The 17,651-nt window shown below is 44.9% G+C and carries 14 protein-coding genes; 5 read left to right on the top strand and 9 right to left on the bottom strand.

What is annotated here, in order from left to right:
• Nucleotides 1-1,719 carry an FAD-dependent oxidoreductase gene (locus tag D1614_RS20525; protein WP_119439862.1) on the top strand — a complete coding sequence of 573 codons (1,719 nt, stop codon included), beginning with the start codon at nt 1-3 and terminating at the stop codon, nt 1,717-1,719.
• Between the two features lie 71 nt (nt 1,720-1,790).
• Nucleotides 1,791-2,597 carry a DUF4886 domain-containing protein gene (locus D1614_RS20520; protein WP_119439861.1) on the top strand — a complete coding sequence of 269 codons (807 nt, stop codon included), beginning with the start codon at nt 1,791-1,793 and terminating at the stop codon, nt 2,595-2,597.
• Between the two features lie 77 nt (nt 2,598-2,674).
• Here D1614_RS20520 and D1614_RS20515 read toward each other — a convergent pair whose 3' ends face one another.
• The 5 genes from D1614_RS20515 to gcvT all read right to left on the bottom strand — a co-directional run bounded on the left by D1614_RS20515 (nt 2,675) and on the right by gcvT (nt 8,027).
• Nucleotides 2,675-3,925 (bottom strand): DUF1015 domain-containing protein, encoded by a 1,251-nt coding sequence (locus D1614_RS20515; protein WP_119439860.1) that lies wholly within the window; start codon nt 3,923-3,925, stop codon nt 2,675-2,677.
• A 128-nt stretch (nt 3,926-4,053) separates the two neighbouring features.
• Entirely contained in the window at nt 4,054-4,974 is a 921-nt protein-coding gene (locus D1614_RS20510) for an NAD(P)-dependent oxidoreductase (protein WP_119439859.1), read from the bottom strand.
• 92 nt (nt 4,975-5,066) lie between these two features.
• Nucleotides 5,067-6,134 (bottom strand): 3-phosphoserine/phosphohydroxythreonine transaminase, encoded by a 1,068-nt coding sequence (gene serC, locus D1614_RS20505; protein WP_119439858.1) that lies wholly within the window; start codon nt 6,132-6,134, stop codon nt 5,067-5,069.
• A gap of 498 nt (nt 6,135-6,632) precedes the next feature.
• Complete coding sequence (locus tag D1614_RS25975; protein WP_175579294.1) at nt 6,633-6,779, bottom strand: hypothetical protein; 147 nt, start codon at nt 6,777-6,779, stop codon at nt 6,633-6,635.
• A gap of 162 nt (nt 6,780-6,941) precedes the next feature.
• Nucleotides 6,942-8,027 carry a glycine cleavage system aminomethyltransferase GcvT gene (gene gcvT / locus D1614_RS20495; RefSeq protein WP_119439856.1) on the bottom strand — a complete coding sequence of 362 codons (1,086 nt, stop codon included), beginning with the start codon at nt 8,025-8,027 and terminating at the stop codon, nt 6,942-6,944.
• Between the two features lie 122 nt (nt 8,028-8,149).
• Between gcvT and D1614_RS20490 the strand changes: the two genes are divergently transcribed.
• Together D1614_RS20490 and D1614_RS20485 are read left to right on the top strand one after the other, a co-directional pair.
• Entirely contained in the window at nt 8,150-8,503 is a 354-nt protein-coding gene (locus D1614_RS20490; RefSeq protein ID WP_119439855.1) for an Hpt domain-containing protein, read from the top strand.
• A gap of 12 nt (nt 8,504-8,515) precedes the next feature.
• The gene (locus tag D1614_RS20485) at nt 8,516-8,803 is read left to right on the top strand and encodes a PQ-loop repeat-containing protein (protein WP_119439854.1); all 288 of its coding nucleotides are present in this window, start codon (nt 8,516-8,518) and stop codon (nt 8,801-8,803) included.
• Between the two features lie 5 nt (nt 8,804-8,808).
• Here D1614_RS20485 and clpB read toward each other — a convergent pair whose 3' ends face one another.
• Nucleotides 8,809-11,397: an ATP-dependent chaperone ClpB gene (clpB, locus tag D1614_RS20480; protein ID WP_119439853.1), complete on the bottom strand. Its 2,589-nt coding sequence runs from the start codon at nt 11,395-11,397 to the stop codon at nt 8,809-8,811.
• 602 nt (nt 11,398-11,999) lie between these two features.
• Here clpB and ppdK point away from each other — a divergent pair.
• Nucleotides 12,000-14,702, top strand: coding sequence for a pyruvate, phosphate dikinase (ppdK, locus tag D1614_RS20475; RefSeq protein WP_119439852.1), 2,703 nt, complete (start codon nt 12,000-12,002; stop codon nt 14,700-14,702).
• 690 nt (nt 14,703-15,392) lie between these two features.
• Here ppdK and D1614_RS20470 read toward each other — a convergent pair.
• The 3 genes from D1614_RS20470 to D1614_RS20460 all read right to left on the bottom strand — a co-directional run bounded on the left by D1614_RS20470 (nt 15,393) and on the right by D1614_RS20460 (nt 17,650).
• Nucleotides 15,393-16,055 (bottom strand): response regulator transcription factor, encoded by a 663-nt coding sequence (locus D1614_RS20470; protein ID WP_119439851.1) that lies wholly within the window; start codon nt 16,053-16,055, stop codon nt 15,393-15,395.
• A 55-nt stretch (nt 16,056-16,110) separates the two neighbouring features.
• Nucleotides 16,111-16,917 (bottom strand): sensor histidine kinase, encoded by an 807-nt coding sequence (locus D1614_RS20465; protein WP_119439850.1) that lies wholly within the window; start codon nt 16,915-16,917, stop codon nt 16,111-16,113.
• A 61-nt stretch (nt 16,918-16,978) separates the two neighbouring features.
• A complete protein-coding gene (locus D1614_RS20460; RefSeq protein WP_119439849.1) occupies nt 16,979-17,650 on the bottom strand; it encodes a hypothetical protein in 672 nt (223 codons plus the stop codon).
• Nucleotide 17,651: the final 1 nt, after the last annotated feature.

Below are 17,651 nucleotides of genomic sequence, written 5' to 3'. Positions count from 1 at the left end.
ATGAAAAGACGAAATTTTATAGGAATGTTGGGAGCAGGCAGCAGTGCTTTGGCTGCGGCTCCTTTTATCTCAATACCGGCCACTTCGGCTGCCAGCCCTGCTGCTAAGAAACGATTCGGACATTCGGAAATGACTGCCGACCTGGTGGTTGCCGGCGCCGGAATGGGCGGTTGCGCCTGTGCTTTAGGCGCACTCCGCAACGGGCTTTCCGTAATTATGACCGAAGAAACCGACTGGATTGGCGGGCAGTTAACCCAGCAAGGCGTGCCTTTTGATGAACACCGCTGGATTGAAACACACGGTGCCACCCAATTGTACCGCGATTTCCGTACGGCACTCCGGAATTACTACCGGAAAAATTATCCGCTAACACCCGATGCAGCAGCCCGCGAAAACCTGAATCCGGGCGACGGAGCCGTTTCGCGTTTATGCGTGGAACCACGTGTAGGACTGGCCGTCTTGTACGAAATGCTGGCTCCCTACATCAGCACCGGTAAGCTGACGATATTGCTGAACAGTAAAGTCAGCAAAGCAGAAGTAAGCAGCAACAAGGTTCAGGCACTCGCGGTCCGGAACCTGCAATCGGGAAACGAATACTGGCTGAGAGCTCCTTATTTCGCTGATGCTACGGAGACAGGTGAATTACTGCCGCTTTCAGGTGCAGAATACTACCTTGGCACCGAATCAAAAGCAGAAACGGGCGAACTTCACGCTCCTGAAAAAGGCAGCACCGAAAACCAGCAGGCTTTTACACTTTGCTTTGCGCTGGATTATTGCCCCGGCGAAAACCATGTAATCGACAAACCGGAGAAATACGATTTCTGGAAAAATTATATTCCGCAGTTGACACCTTCGTGGCCGGGACGTTTACTCGACCTCACCTACTCCACTCCATCAACTCTGGAACCTAAAAAACTGGGATTTCATCCCGAGGGCGGTGCCACGGGCAGCGTGCTGAATTTGTGGAACTACCGGAAAATTATCAACCGGCATAATTTCACCCCGGGCCTTTATTCGGGCGACATTACCATTATTAACTGGCCGCAAAACGACTACATGCTGGGCAACCTGGTGGATGTAAGCGAAAAAGAATTTAAGAAACACGTAGAAGGCGCCCGCGAGTTAAACCGTTCGCTGGTTTACTGGCTGCAAACCGAAGTGGAACGCCCCGATGGCGGCGCCGGCTGGCCGGGTATCCGCTTGCGAAAAGACATGCTCGGAACTGAAGACGGGATGGCAAAATACCCGTACATCCGCGAAGGACGACGTATAAAAGCCATGTTTACCATTCTGGAGGAACACGTGGGCGTTGAAAACCGGAAACTGGTAAAAGGAGAAGCTGCTTCCAAAAAATCGGAAAGTTTCTACGACAGCATTGGCGTTGGCTCTTACTACCTCGATCTGCACCCGACCACCCAGGGCGACAACTACATCGATTTGCCATCACTGCCGTTTGAAATTCCGCTCGGTTCTTTAATTCCGCAACGGATGGAAAACCTGCTGCCGGCTGCCAAAAACATCGGAAGTACGCACATTACCAACGGCTGTTACCGCCTGCATCCGGTTGAATGGAACATTGGAGAAGTGGTTGGGATGCTGGTACAGTTTTCAGGAAAGAATAACGTAACACCCCGCCAGGTTTGGGAAAACCGGAAATACTTAAATGAGTTCCAGGATTTCATCCAAAAACAAGGCGTGGAAATTAAATGGCCGGAATAAATCCATACATTTGGGAATATTGTGAAACCTACAACAGGCAATTTTAAGCCTTTAAAATTATTTCCCTTATTATGAGACAGATAAAATCAATTTTTCTGCATGTTCTTGTTTTTTGCAGCATTCTGGCGTTTTCCGTCCAACCATCTTTTGCTGTAACAGGAAGCAGCAACGGCGCTTTGGACACGATCAAAGTTTTGACCATCGGCAATAGTTTTGCTGACAACGCCTGCCATTACCTGAATGAAATCACCCAATCGGTGGAAGGATGCAACATCCTGATTGAAAAAGCAAACTTGGGCGGTTGTTCGCTGGAAAGACATGCCGGACTGATCGGAAAAAGCACGGAAGATCCCAACGAGAAACCCTACAAGGGACAATCGCTAAAAGACCTGCTGCAAAGCAACGATTGGGACGTGGTAACCATTCAACAGGTTAGCGGAAACAGTTTCCGGAAGGAAACCTTTCAGCCTTATGCCGATCAGATTGTCAAGCATGTAAAGGAATATGCACCTGATGCCCAGATTTATGTGCACGAGACCTGGCCTTATGCGCCGGATTGCAAAAGGCTGGACGAATACAGTATTTCATATAAGGAAATGTATAAAAAGCTGAACAAGAACTACAAAACACTGGCTAAGCGCTACGACGCGCCCAAACTGGAGTCGGGCGATGCCTTTTTTCTTTCACAGAAAAAAGACAAAAACGTTGACCTTTGGAGCCCCAGCGACCGGTACCACGCGAGCGCCAATGGCTGCTACCTTGCCGGGTGTGTTTGGTTTGGAAAGCTGTTTGGCGTGAGCCCCGAGAAAATTACCTATGTTCCGGATGATGTTCCGGCAGCTACGGCAAAGTTTCTGAGAGAGATTGCCGCGAAGTAATTTCGCAACCGCTCCTAAAAAAAGTCCCGGTTTGTCAAACGACAGACCGGGACTTTCTATTTTATTTCGATACTTTCTTAATCCAGTTTGTGAATTACCAGGCCTGATCGTAGCTTGGGCTCGAACCAGGTGGTTTTTGGAGGCATAATGTTTCCACTGTCGGCAATATTGATCAGCTGTTCCATGGAAACCGGATACAAAGCAAAAGCGGCTTTCATTTCACCCGAATCAACGCGGCGTTTCAATTCACCCAAACCACGGATTCCTCCCACGAAGTCGATGCGTTTCGAAGTTCGCAGGTCTTGGATATCCAGGATCGGACTGAGCACCTGGTTCGAAAGAATGGTCACATCAAGAATTCCGATCGGGTCAGCATCATCGTACGTACCTTCCTTGGCGGTAAGTTTGTACCAGTTTCCACCCAAATACAAACTGAACTCGTGTAAACCAGCCGGTTTGTAAATTTCGGGGCCCATGTTCTCTACGTTGAAACCTTCGGAAAGTGCCGCCAGAAAATCAACATCCGACAAACCGTTTAAATCGGTCACCAGGCGGTTGTAGTCAATGATCTGCAACTGGTTATCCGGGAAATGAACAGCCATAAAGAAATTGTATTCTTCGTTTCCGGTATGACCGGCGTTCTGGGCTGTTTTTTCCAGTCCAATACGAGCCGCTGCGGCAGTACGGTGGTGCCCGTCGGCAACGTAGGTAAACGGAACTTTTTCGGCAAAAAGCTGTTCGAGCTGCTGATTGGTTGCAGGCTCGTCAATGGTCCAGAAATGGTGTCCGAAACCATCTTCCGCCGTAAAATCGTATACCGGCTTTTGTTCTTTTACAATCTTCTCAACAATGGCATCGATCTCGGGAACCGCTTTGTAGGCAAAGAAAACCGGTTCGATGTTGGCGTTCAGGTAACGCGTAAGCACCATGCGGTCTTCTTCTTTTTCGGGACGGGTAAGCTCGTGCTTTTTGATGATGCCGTTTTCGTAATCGGCACAGGCAGCGCCACCCACAATCCCGTACTGGGTTAACCCGTTCATGGTTTGTGCATAAATGTAGTATTTGGCTTCCTCATCCTGCACCAGCCAACCTTTTTCCTGGAAAGCATTGTAATTCGCCACCGCCTTGTTGTACACGGTCTCGGAGTGAATATCCTCCACTTCGGGACATTCAATTTCAGCTTTAGTGATGCGCAACAGCGATCTTTCTTTTCCTTCCGCCATCTGCGCAGCCTCTTCCGAATTCATTACATCGTATGGAAGGCAAGCCAGTTCTTCCACTATATCCTGAGCAGGCCGAAGCCCTTTAAATGGTTTTATAATTGCCATCTTAATAGATTTTGAATATTGACAAATGATTTTAGATCCTCAAAAATAGGAATCTAAAACCATTCGCGATAAGATTTGAAACAATCTTTGCTAAAAATCCCTCTCATTAAAAGAGATCAACAGCAGCATCACTTATTTACCTGAAATGTTTTATCACCGTTTTCAAAAAAAGCTACGATTTGCTCGGCAGCAGCAACCCCGGCATTCAGGTTTGCTTCGGCAGTTTGAGCTCCGGCTTTTTTCGGAGTAAAGAAATAGCGCCCGTTAAATTTTTCTTCAAACAGATTGGCACAATCCGGCGTAACATCCGACATGTATTTTATGCCGGGCCTTTCTTCCATGATTTTCACCAAATCGGGCTCGTTCACCACTTCTTTCCGGGCGGTGTTTACGATAATGCTTCCGTCTTTCAGGTGTTGCAACACATCGTAACTAACCGATTTCAGGTGTTCGCCGCGGGCCGGAACGTGAATGGAAATGATATCACTCTTCTCGTACAGTTCTTCCAGCGAATGTGTTACTTTCAAGCCGATAGCAGCTGCAGCCGCCTTGCTGTAACGGGTGTAAACAATCACTTCCATGCCCAAAGCACGTGCAATGCGGAATACGTTGCGAGCCACAAAGCCGAATCCGTGTAAGCCTAGCGTACGGCCACGCATTTCGCCACCCGGTTTCCCGGAGAACATTTCGCGGAGCCCCATAATGGCCATGCCTATTGCCAGCTCGGCCACGGCGTTGGCATTTTGCCCGGGAGTGTTCATCACTACCTGGTTGTTTTCGGTAGCGGCCGGTAAATCCACGTTGTCGTAACCGGCACCGGCCCGAACCACAATCTTCAGGTTTTTCCCGGCTTCCAGTACTTCGCGGTCAAAAATATCGCTGCGAATAATCGCTGCATCAACGTCTGCAACGGCTTCCAGCAAGGCCTTTTTTTCCGAATATTTTTCCAGTAATATCACTTCGTAACCGGCTGTTTTCAGAATATCAGTGATTTTTTCCACTGCAACCGGCGCAAATGGTTTGGTAGTAGCAATTAATACTTTAGTCATAACTCATAAAAATTTAGGTACGCGACAGGAACTTGAAACCTGTCTATAAAAGAAATGCAGGATAAACACCCTGCATTTCCTGATTTATTTGATTAGTGCTTCTTTTCAAACTCCTGCATGGTGTCGACCAGCGCCTGTACACTTTCGATCGGCATCGCATTGTAGGTCGAGGCCCTGAATCCGCCAACCGAGCGGTGACCTTTAATTCCAATCATTCCTTTTGCGGTGGCAAAATCAAGGAATTCTTTTTCGAGTTCGGCAAATTCCGGTGCCATAACAAAGGTTACGTTCATCAGCGAACGGTCTTCTTTATTCGGAACAGTTGACTGGAACAATTTATTCCGGTCGATCTCGTCGTAAAGCACCGCTGCTTTTTCGATGTTTATTTTTTCGATGGCTTCAACACCACCCAGTTCTTTTAACCAGCGCAAGGTTTGCAAACAGGCAAAAACCGGCAATGTAGAAGGTGTATTAAACATCGATTCGTTCTGGATGTGGATACGGTAATCCAACATGGTTGGAATTACGCGGTCTATTTTGCCCAGCGCTTCGTCTTTTACAATAACCAGTGTTGCACCCGATGGTCCCAGGTTTTTCTGAGCTCCTGCATAAATCAGGTCGTGTTTTGCCACGTCAACCGGACGAGAGAAAATATCAGACGACATATCGGCCACCAACGGAACATTCGCTTCCGGGGCATTTACTTTGGTCCCGAAAATGGTGTTATTGCTGGTGTAGTGCAGGTAACTGGCATCGGCCGGTGTGTCAAATTGTTTCGGAATGTAATTGAAATTGGCGTCGGCTGAAGAAGCAACTTCTACTACTTCACCAAAAAATTTGGCTTCTTTCATGGCTTTTTTCGACCATACACCAGTGTTCAGATAAGCTGCTTTCAAACCCATCAGGTTGTAAGGAGCCATCAGGAACTGGAGACTGGCGCCACCTTGTAAGAAAAGCACCGAGTAGCCTTCCGGAACTTTCAACAGTTCTTTTACCAATGCAACGGCTTCGTCCACTACGGCCACAAATTCCTTGCTCCGGTGCGAAACCTCCATTACCGAAAGCCCTGTTCCGGCAAAATTAAGTACTGCCTCAGCAGTTTTTTCTTTTGTATACTCCGGCAGAATAGATGGTCCTGCGTAAAAATTGTGCTTCTTCATAAAATACGTCAATTAAGGTGAATAATTCATTTTCTTACTGAAAACACCCTTGCTCAAAGATCATGAATCACGGAGCGATTCCAGATGAGAAAAGTCAAGTTTATTTTTATTTTTATGAGTTTTAAAACATTGATTTACAAGGCACACAAGTGATAGAAGTCATTTTAATTATCACGAGCAGGATAACATTTTATCTATCAAATGATTATTCATCACAAATTTATCTGATTCCAAACAAGAAAGTCGAATCTTTCAGATAGAAATGTATTTTTCTTTATTATTTAAAAAGAATTTAAAGTGCGAAGAAACTGACGCGAAAAGAAAATAAACGGAATCCTGATTTTAACACAACATATGTGCTAACTTTTTTTGTCAACCTTATCAATCACCGGGGGCTCATTTAACAAAATGATCGTCACTCGATTCAAGTCAACAACTCGGATTAACCAGCACTAATTTATCGGATTTTGGGATTGCGAAAATACCAGATACTTACCTTTACTTCTCTTTCTCTTCAAACACTTTTTTAAGGTTAATCGATTCATTTTTCATGGCCCTTCGCTCTCGTTTTTCAGCTCTTTTTTCCTTTGCACTCTTCTGGGGAGATTTCTTCACATTTTTCAATATTTCATGAAACTTTGACATGGCTTTTGATTTTTTGAAGAACGACTTAAACTCCTGATTCACTTGTATAAATTTACGCCAAAAACGCCTGGAGTACTACATCCTACAACAAGAAAGTTTTTACGAAAAGCATAAAAAAAGCCGCTATAAAAGCGGCTCAAGGTAATCGATTTGTTTTATTGATTAGATAAATGGTAGCTTAACAATTTCCGCCGGAATATTTTTGTTCCGGATTTTGATGAAAATTTCGGTTCCAAATGCCGAGTATTCTTTGGCAACGTAACCCATCCCAATTCCTTTGTTCAACACGGGCGACATGGTTCCGGAAGTTACTTCACCAATCACTTCGCCTTCGGCATTTACCAGTTCGTAGCCGTGACGGGGAATTCCGCGGTCGGTCAGTACAAAGCCACGCAGGCGGCGCGAAACTCCTTCGTTTTTCTGCATGGTCAGGAATTCGCGGTCGATAAACCGGCGTCCGTTGTTGAATTTCGTGATCCATCCCAGACCGGCTTCAATCGGCGAAGTGGTATCATCAATGTCGTTTCCGTACAGGCAATATCCCATTTCGAGTCTCAAAGTATCGCGCGCTCCCAAACCAATGGGTTTGATTCCAAATTCCTCACCGGCTTCAAAAATGGCATTCCAGATTTGTTCGGCCACTTCGTTACGAAAGTAAAGCTCAAAACCACCGGCTCCCGTGTAACCGGTTGCCGATATAATTACATCCTCTACTCCGGTAATTTTCCCGGTTACAAAGGTGTAAAAACGTATGTCAGACAAATTAATATCCGTAAGTTTTTGCAGGGTAGCCGTAGCTTTCGGCCCCTGAATGGCTAACTGGCTGATGCGGTCAGATGCATTTTCGATTTCGGCGCCAATGCTTTCATTCTGGCGGCTCACCCAGTCCCAGTCTTTATCGATGTTGGAAGCATTTACCACCAACATGTATTTTTCAGGCTCGTAATGATACACCAGCAGGTCGTCCACAATGCCACCTTTCCCGTTTGGAAAGCAGCTGTATTGTGCCTGTCCGAGCGCTAAAGCCCCCGGATCGTTAGAGGTAATGTATGCGATCAGATCGAGTGCTTTGGGGCCTTTTACCCAAAACTCGCCCATGTGCGAAACATCAAAAACGCCTACGCCTTCGCGCACGGTCATGTGTTCGTCTTTAATTCCGCTGTATTCGATGGGCATTTCAAATCCGGCAAACTCAACTAATTTCGCTCCAACTTCTCTGTGTATTTTATTAAATGCGGTTGTTTTCATTTTCTTCCTATCGATATTTAAATTGCAAAACTATGGATTCAAAGCATACACTACCATGAAATTTATCATTCAATCACTTCGAAATCCTTCAATAATTTGCAAATTTGCAGTAAATAAATACTATGGACAAGCTCTTTAAACATATTCACCCCAATCGAATTGAAGAATTAGCAGCAGGCGACACCGAATTTTACCTGGAGATCATCGATATTTTCCTGATCCAGATACCGGATTTCACCCAAAAAATGAAAGCGGCCCTGCAGGAGGAAAACTGGCAGGTACTGGCGCGTGAGGCACATACCGCCAAATCGTCGGCACTTACTTTTGGCATGGAAGAAACCGGTGCTCTTTTAAAAGAAATACAGCTGCTTGCTGAAAACAATCAACTTGCAACATTACCTGCTCTGGTGAACAAAGCCATCGAAAACCTGGAAGCTGCCATTCCGGAATTGCAGGAATTAAAAAACTCGCTTTAATACCATTTTAGCATGATTAATGAGACCATTGGCTGGGTTGGCAATATTTTGTTTGCCATTTGCGGCCTGCCCCAGGTTGTGAAAACCTTTCAAACCAAAAGTGTAAAAGATCTCAGCATTCTGTTTCTCTGGATGTGGTTTCTGGGAGAGATACTAACGTTTATCTATATAGTCATAGGAGACTGGGAAACAGGCATTGCCCATTTCCCGCTCTATTTCAATTACATGGTAAACATTTTTATGGCCGCTTACCTGTTGTTTGCCAAATATTACTATCCGAAAAAGTATCCGGTTAGCTGAGCCGGCTAGTTTTTAAATAACAGCTGACCGTTTTCGGCATCCACCACAATCGGCTTTTGTTTATCAACCTGGCCTCCCAGAATTCGTTTCGAAAGTTCGTTCAAAACATATTTCTGCAAAACACGTTTTACCGGCCGGGCTCCGAAATGCGGATCATAACCGGCATTCGACAAAAGATCGATGGCGGCGTCAGTAATTTCCATTTTCAGATCGGCACCCGATAAACGTTTCACCACCTGTTTAAACTGAAGTTTCACAATTTCGTGAATATCGCTTTTTGACAAAGGTGTAAACACAATCGTTTCATCAATCCGGTTCAAAAACTCGGGCCGGATGGTTTTGCGCAACAATTCCATCAACTGGCTTTGTGTCCTTTCAAGCACTTCCTCCTCGTTGGCGGCACTCATTTTTCCATAGTTTTCCTGAATAATATGAGAACCCAGGTTAGAGGTCATGATAATGATCGTATTCTTGAAATTCACCGTACGTCCTTTGTTGTCGGTTAAACGGCCGTCGTCCAGTACCTGCAAAAGCACGTTAAACACATCGGGGTGTGCTTTTTCGATTTCGTCGAAAAGAACCACCGAATAGGGTTTGTGGCGCACCGCTTCGGTCAGCTGACCACCTTCATCGTACCCAACATATCCGGGAGGCGAACCGATCAAACGCGTTACCGAAAATTTCTCCTGGTATTCCGACATATCAATCCGCGTAATCATGTTCTCATCGTTAAACAGGTACTCAGCCAATGCTTTGGCCAGTTCGGTTTTCCCTACCCCGGTTGTTCCAAGAAAAATGAAGGAACCAATGGGCCTTTTTTCGTCCTGCAAACCGGCCCGGCTGCGCCGCACTGCATCCGATATGGCAGTAATGGCTTCGTGCTGCCCCACTACACGCTTGTGTAACTCTTCTTCCATGTGCAGCAACTTCTCGCGCTCACTCTGCAACATTTTCGAAACAGGAATTCCGGTCCAGCGGGCAACTACTTCGGCAATGTCCTCGGTGTCCACCTCTTCTTTTATCAGGCTTTCGCCTTTTTTCATTTCGTTGAATTCGGTCTGCAGTTTCTCAATCTCATTTTCGGCTTCCTTCACTTTGCCGTAACGCAACTCAGCCACTCGTCCGTAATCTCCTCTTCGTTCAGCCTGCTCGGCCTCAAACTTATAGGTTTCAATCTCTTCTTTTTTCTGCTGAATCGCTTCCACCACCGATTTTTCCGACTGCCATTTGGCTCTCAGCCGCGATTGCTCTTCTTTCAGGTTCGAAATCTCTTCGTTCAGCCCCGAAAGTTTTTTCTGATCATTTTCGCGCTTGATTGCCTCCCGCTCAATTTCCAGCTGTTTTACCCGGCGTTCGATTTCATCCAGTTCTTCCGGAACCGAATCAATCTCCAGGCGCAGTTTTGCAGCCGCTTCGTCCATCAGGTCGATGGCTTTATCGGGCAGAAAACGATCAGATATGTAGCGTTGCGAAAGCTCCACCGAGGCAATAATCGCATCGTCTTTGATTCTTACTTTGTGGTGATTTTCATATTTTTCCTTAATTCCTCGCAAAATGGAAATCGCACTCAAAGTATCCGGTTCATCCACATGAACGATCTGGAAACGACGCTCCAGCGCCTTGTCTTTTTCAAAGTATTTCTGATACTCGCTTAAAGTTGTGGCACCAATGGCGCGTAACTCTCCCCTTGCCAATGCGGGTTTCAAAATGTTGGCAGCATCCATGGCGCCTTCGCTTTTCCCGGCCCCCACCAGCGTGTGAATTTCGTCAATAAACAGAATCACCTCATCGTTCGACTGCACTACCTCGTTTACAACAGCTTTCAACCGTTCCTCAAATTCGCCTTTGTATTTGGCCCCGGCAATCAGCGCGCCCATATCCAGCGAATACACTTGTTTCGACTTCAGATTTTCAGGCACATCGCCCCGCACAATCCGGTGCGCCAGTCCTTCGGCAATGGCCGTTTTTCCGGTTCCGGGCTCTCCCAAAAGAATCGGGTTGTTTTTTGTACGCCGCGAAAGAATTTGCAGAATTCTCCGGATCTCATCGTCGCGGCCAATCACCGGATCCAGTTTGCCCGAGCGGGCACGTTCGTTCAGGTTGATCGCAAAGCGGCTCAGCGAATTAAACTTGTCTTCGGCGGTCTGGCTGTCCACCTTCGATCCTTTTCGCAACTCTTCAATCGCCAGCTTTAATTCCTTTTTGGTAATCCCGCTGTCTTTCATCAGGCTGCTTACCGAATCCTTCACATCCAGCAAACCCAATAAAATATGCTCTACCGAAACATATTGGTCGCCCATTTCCTGTGCCAGCCCCAGTGCTTTTTGCAAAGCCTGGTTTGCACCGGATGACAGGTATTGCTCGCCTCCGGAAACTTTTGGATACGATTCAACAATTTTGTTTAAAGCCTGCTGAAATATCCCGGTGTTTACTCCGAGTTTTTTCAACAGAAATTCAGTTACATTCTCGGCCGAATGCAACAATCCACGCATCAGGTGACCTGTTTCGATGGCCTGCTGATTATTCCCCTGCGCAATTTGAAAAGCCTTTTGAATGGCTTCCTGTGATTTTATCGTAAAATTATTCAGATTCATGGCTGTATTGTATTATATAAATTTCCTGCTCCAAGACGCAAAACTCAAACCACAACCAACTGAAAGACAGAATGTCGGACTAAAAAATTAAAACTGGAAAAAATTTCAGAAAAATGAGAATCTGACAGCAAATATGGCAGTTTGGGCATAAAAAAACAGAGATAATCACTATTACCTCTGTTTCCTAACCTAACCAAATCTATTCTCTATGAAAAAACACTAAAACTATTCAAATTTCTTATTACAAAAGTACGTCGGAAAATAGTTAACTCGTATCAACGGAAGTTAAAGAATGTTAAGGATTAAGAGCATGTAATAAACTCCAAAACACAAATCAGATCTTCCAACATTCGATTAATGATATTTTTCCCGCAAAAATCAGAAGAATCTTCCCCAAAAATACGTAAAGAACATTTGTCAACTTCTTTGAAATGAAGCACTCATATTCAATAAGTGCAATATTTTCATACAAGTTTATTCTGAGCTAACAAACAGCAACTTAAGCAATCAAAAACTTTCAATTTTTAAAAAATAAAGCTACTTTAGCAGCCCGTTTCCAAGAACGATTCTAATTCTAAATATTATAACTTAAAAGTACTTTTATGGCAAAACATGTATATACCTTTGGAGCTGGAGAAGCAGAAGGTAAAGCAGACATGAAGAACCTCCTGGGAGGAAAAGGTGCAAACCTTGCTGAAATGAACCTGATTGGAGTTCCGGTTCCTCCGGGCTTCACCATTACCACAGAAGTTTGTACCATGTACAACGAGCAGGGTAAGGAAGCTACATTCAACCTGATTAAGCCGGAGGTAGAAGCCGCTGTTGCTTTGGTTGAGAAACTAACCGGGACTGAATTCGGCAGCAAGGAAAATCCTTGTTTGATGTCGGTTCGCTCGGGTGCGCGCGCTTCTATGCCGGGAATGATGGACACCGTGCTGAACCTGGGGATGAACGACGATGCAGTGGAAGGCATTGCTAAAAAATCAGGAAACCCACGATTTGCTTGGGATTCATACCGTCGCTTTGTACAAATGTACGGTGACGTGGTTATGGAAATGAAACCCGCAAGCAAAGAAGAAATTGATCCTTTTGAAGAAATCATTGAAGGACTGAAAGAAGAAAAAGGAATCGCACTTGATACTGAATTCACAACCGACGATTTAAAAGAATTGGTTAACCGTTTTAAAGCAGCGGTTAAAAAAGTAACCGGCAAGGATTTCCCAACCGATCCGTGGGAACAACTTTGGGGATCTGTTGCGGCTGTTTTCAATAGCTGGAACAACGACCGCGCTATTCTTTACCGTCGTTTGGAGCAAATTCCGGATGAGTGGGGAACTGCCGTAAACGTTCAGGCAATGGTATTTGGCAACATGGGTTCAAACTCTGGTACAGGTGTTTGTTTTACCCGCGATGCTGCTACCGGTGAAGACATTTTCAACGGCGAATATTTGATCGACGCACAAGGTGAAGACGTTGTTGCAGGTATCCGCACACCGCAGGAAGTTACCCTTGAAGGTTCAAGACGCTGGGCTGCTCTTCAAAATGTTTCGGAAGAAGACAGAGCTTCAAAATATCCATCTCTGGAAGAAGCTATGCCGGAAATGTATGCACAGTTAAACACTGTTCAACAAAAATTGGAAGACCACTACAGCGACATGCAGGACATCGAATTCACAATTCAGGAAGGTAAATTGTGGATGCTGCAAACCCGTAACGGGAAACGCACCGGTGCTGCGATGGTTAAAATTGCCATGGACATGCTGAACGAAGGCCGTATTGACGAAAAAACAGCCTTGAAACGCATCGACGCCGCCAAACTGGACGAACTTCTTCACCCGGTATTTGATACAGCAGCGATGAAATCGGCCAACGTACTGGCAAAAGGTTTACCGGCTTCTCCGGGAGCTGCCACAGGCCAGGTTGTTTTCTTTGCTGACGAAGCCAATAAATACCCCGAATCGGTGCTGGTACGTGTTGAAACTTCTCCAGAAGACCTGGAAGGTATGCACATTGCCAAAGGTATTCTTACTGCCCGCGGCGGTATGACTTCGCACGCAGCTGTTGTAGCCCGTGGTATGGGTAAATGCTGTGTTTCGGGTGCAGGTAGCGTTAAAATCAACTACAAAACCCGTGTAATGACTATCGACGGCAACGAATTCCACGAAGGAGACTGGATTTCGTTGAATGGTTCTACCGGAGAAGTTTACGAAGGTAAAGTAGCTACGATGGATCCGGACATGAGCGGCGATTTTGGTAAGGTTATGGACCTGGCTGAAAAATTCACCCGCATGAAAGTTCGTACCAACGCCGACACTCCAAACGATGCCAAGGTTGCCCGCGATTTTGGCGCCCAGGGTATTGGTTTATGCCGCACCGAGCACATGTTCTTCGAAGGCGAAAGAATTAAAGCTATGCGCGAAATGATTCTGGCTAAAACAGAAGAAGCCCGTCGCAAAGCATTGGATAAACTGCTGCCTTTCCAACGCGAAGATTTCGAAGGAATTCTGGAAGCCATGGAAGGATACGGAGTAACCATTCGTTTGCTTGATCCGCCGTTGCACGAATTTGTTCCGCACGAAGAAGCCAACCAGAAGGAAATGGCAACTGAAATGGGAATCACCGTTGAGGAAGTGAAAGCATTGGTTGAAGACCTGCACGAATTCAACCCGATGTTGGGTCACCGTGGATGTCGTTTAGGAAACACTTATCCTGAAATCACAGAAATGCAGGCTCGCGCCATTATCGAAGCTGCTGTAAATCTGAAGCAAAAAGGTGTTGACGCACGTCCTGAAATTATGGTTCCGCTGATTGGTACTGTAAAAGAATTGAAACTGCAGGCTGACATCATCCACGCAACTGCTAAAAAGGTATTCGAAGAAAAAGGTGCTACCGTAGATTACATGGTAGGTACAATGATCGAAATTCCACGTGCAGCTGTAACGGCTGACAAGGTTGCCGAAGTAGCTGAATTCTTCTCATTCGGTACCAACGACCTTACCCAGATGACCTTTGGTTATTCGCGTGACGATGCCGGTAAATTCCTGCCGATCTACATCGAAAAAGGCATTCTGAAAAACGATCCGTTCCAGGTTCTTGACCAGGAAGGTGTTGGACAGGTTGTAAAAATGGGTGTTGAAAAAGGCCGCAGCACAAAACCAAACCTGAAAGTTGGTATTTGCGGTGAGCATGGTGGCGAACCATCATCAGTAATGTTCTGCGACAGCGTAGGAATGGACTATGTTAGCTGTTCTCCTTACCGTGTGCCGATTGCACGCGTTGCTGCCGCTCAGGCAAACTTGAAATAACAAATTCAAGCATAATTTATACGAGAGCTGTCCTTGGGGGCAGCTCTTTTTTTTTCTGAGAGTCAGTTTTTAAAAATATCCAATTCTCAATTTTGAATGTAAAAGATCCAACAAAATCCGGAAAAATTGAATATTGGGAATTTTACATTGGATATTCTGCATTAAAAAATAAAAACTAATCCCGGATAGGGGTACACATCTTAACTTTCATTTCTGTTCATGATTCCTAGGAATCATGATTTTTTTGTGCTGAAAATTGCAGGAAATATTTTCGAAAACACACTTCACGTAGAACTACGTATCCACTTCACGTAGAATTACTCTTTTACAGCTAAAGCTTATTTATGAAATTTGCAATGTCAATTATAAAAAATGAGCATAACAACAGAACATATTATAACTTTCAATACAAAGCTAGCTGATAACCACCCGACAAAACACAGTTACCTTTTTTACTTGTCATCACACCTTTTACACATTCAATCCCTCTCAAGTAACTGTCCCATTTTCCCTAAGCGGTGGTGGTAAAAAGTAAGGTAAACGATTCCAAAGGGGTGCTATTGCAGTACCCCTTTTTTCTTTCAAAAAATGAGCGAAGCAATTGCATGAAATCACTCGGGGATGCTCTTTGGCATTGTAATTCCTATGTATTTCCGGAATAAGAAGAGAGCCGACTAGCGAACGACGGAATTAAACCTGAATAAGGTTGTTTTTCATGGCACAAATCACCAGACCAGCCATGTTTCGTGTCCCTGTTTTTTCCAGTAAATTTCGCTTATACCCTTCAACCGTTCGGGCACTTAACGATAAACGGTCGGCAATTTCTGCTGCCGTAAGTTCTTCACAGATCAACTGAAGCACCTGGTTTTCCCGCTCAGAAAGGTCAATATCCGACATGTAACTTGACTGCTTCACCACTGTAGTTGAACTTTTCAACACCGCTGAGGTAAGACTGGCTGAGAAATAAAAATCGTTCTTCATTACTTTTTTCAAGGCAAGTTCCAATTCATCCGGATCGGCGTTTTTCAATAAATACCCATTCACTCCTTCGCTGACCAAATGAGACACCAATTGAACATCGTCTTCCATACTCAGAATAACGATCCGAACCGACGGGTATTCCAGCCTTAAACGGCGGGTAGCTTCCACTCCATCCATCTTTGGCATGTTAACATCAAGCAGCACCACATCCGGCAAAACAGGCATTGTACTTATCAAATCCAGCAGCTCCAATCCGTTTCCGGCTTCTGATATCTCTCCTACCTCGTCGAAATCGGAGAGAAGTGCTGCCATACCCTTCCGAAAAAGTTGATGGTCATCGGTTACCACTATTTTTAATCCTGTAGTATTCATTCAAGTATAATTAAACCCAAACACAGTATTTACGCATACGAACTCAGTTGACTCGTTATGCCAAATCCCTATTTTCATCACGAAGGGAATTGAGAAACAAAAGCGCTGAAGTACCAGAATCGATTTTCGATTTGAGTCTAAATCTACCACCTGCCATCTCCATCCGACTCTCGAGGTTTCTCAATCCCAGTCCGGCCCCCATCTTTTCCTTCAGATCAAATCCTTTTCCATTGTCACGCACAAGAACGGCAAGCGTACTATTGCCAAATCTCAATGTAAGTGACAATTGCGAAGCATCAGCATGCTTTATGGCATTATTCATCACCTCCTGCACCACGCGAAAAACCGCCAATTCCTTTTTGATATCAAAGCGAAAAGGCTCTCCTGATTTTCTGACTTCTATAAAAAGCTGATCTGACTTATTTACCCAGCTTGCCAATTCTTCCAGGGCTGGATAAAGCCCCAGTTTTTCCAAAGATGGCGGCAAAAGCGCCCGTGAAATTCTTCGTACCTGGGTAATCACATCGTCAAGGTAAGTTTTAGTCTCGGATGCCAGCACAAGCGTCTTATCTTCCGATTGGCGTTCAATACGACCAACATTCAGTTTTACCACCGAAAGCATCGCCCCCACCTCGTCATGTAAGTCCTGGGCAATTCGTTTCCGTTCGTTTTCCTGGGCCTGAATTGTATTTCTTAAAATCTCTTCCTGTTGATCCTGTCTGACCTTGTTCAACTCCAGCTGCTTCTGCAACAATCGTTTCTGGTAAAACACAAAAAAGAAAAACAAACCGCCGGCAAGTAACATCATAGCTACCGTGCCCAGAAAATAAATCAATGTAATATTCGCATTTTCCAATCCCACTCGAAAAAATGTTCAATCCGCTACTAATTTAGCGAACAAAATCCATATTTTGTTCAAGGCATTAAGTTTTAACGCCTGCACCGGAAAGCTGTTTTTTACTAATGGCTTTCACCTGCCAAAAGCCAATTGCAATCAAAAAATAAAACACTGCATTTAGAATTGAAAAATACTGAACCGTGATTCGCGAAAATGTCCGCGAATATTCCAGAATCAAATTGAAAAGCAAAGAGTAAAACAGATTCCCCGCATAATAGACAAGAACCGCAACGTTAATGTAAATGGCTGGTTCTTTCCAGAGATTCTCGATTTTTGCCTCGTCCATTACCTTGTAGAAATAAAGAAGAGAGAACCCCATCAGAAATATTTTGCTTACGGTTTGTAGCACCGCCGGATATTCGAACCAGGATTTAAAAAGCACCAAGTTTACCAGGCTTACGGTAATAAACAGAGAAATAATAATTAAAAACACCCACGATTTGAACCGGTCCTTTAACAGTTGCCGATAATACAGCCCCAACAAAAGGAATTCCCCCAAGTAGTAGACATTTCCCTGCGGCATGGTATTTTTTACGCACACAACGTACCTCAGGTACAAGCCAACAAGCTCGTTAACGGTACCCATTGCTACAAAAAGGAATAGAATCCTTAATGCAGTGTCCAGGTTACGGAACTTTATTATTCCAACAATAAAAGGGATAAGGATGGGGGTCCAGTTGAAATACAGCAGGTTCAAA

Source organism: Maribellus luteus, from assembly GCF_003576475.1.
Lineage (GTDB): Bacteria > Bacteroidota > Bacteroidia > Bacteroidales > Prolixibacteraceae > Draconibacterium > Draconibacterium luteum.
Note: the sequence above shows the minus strand (reverse complement) of the source record. Positions and strands in the feature narration are given on the sequence as shown.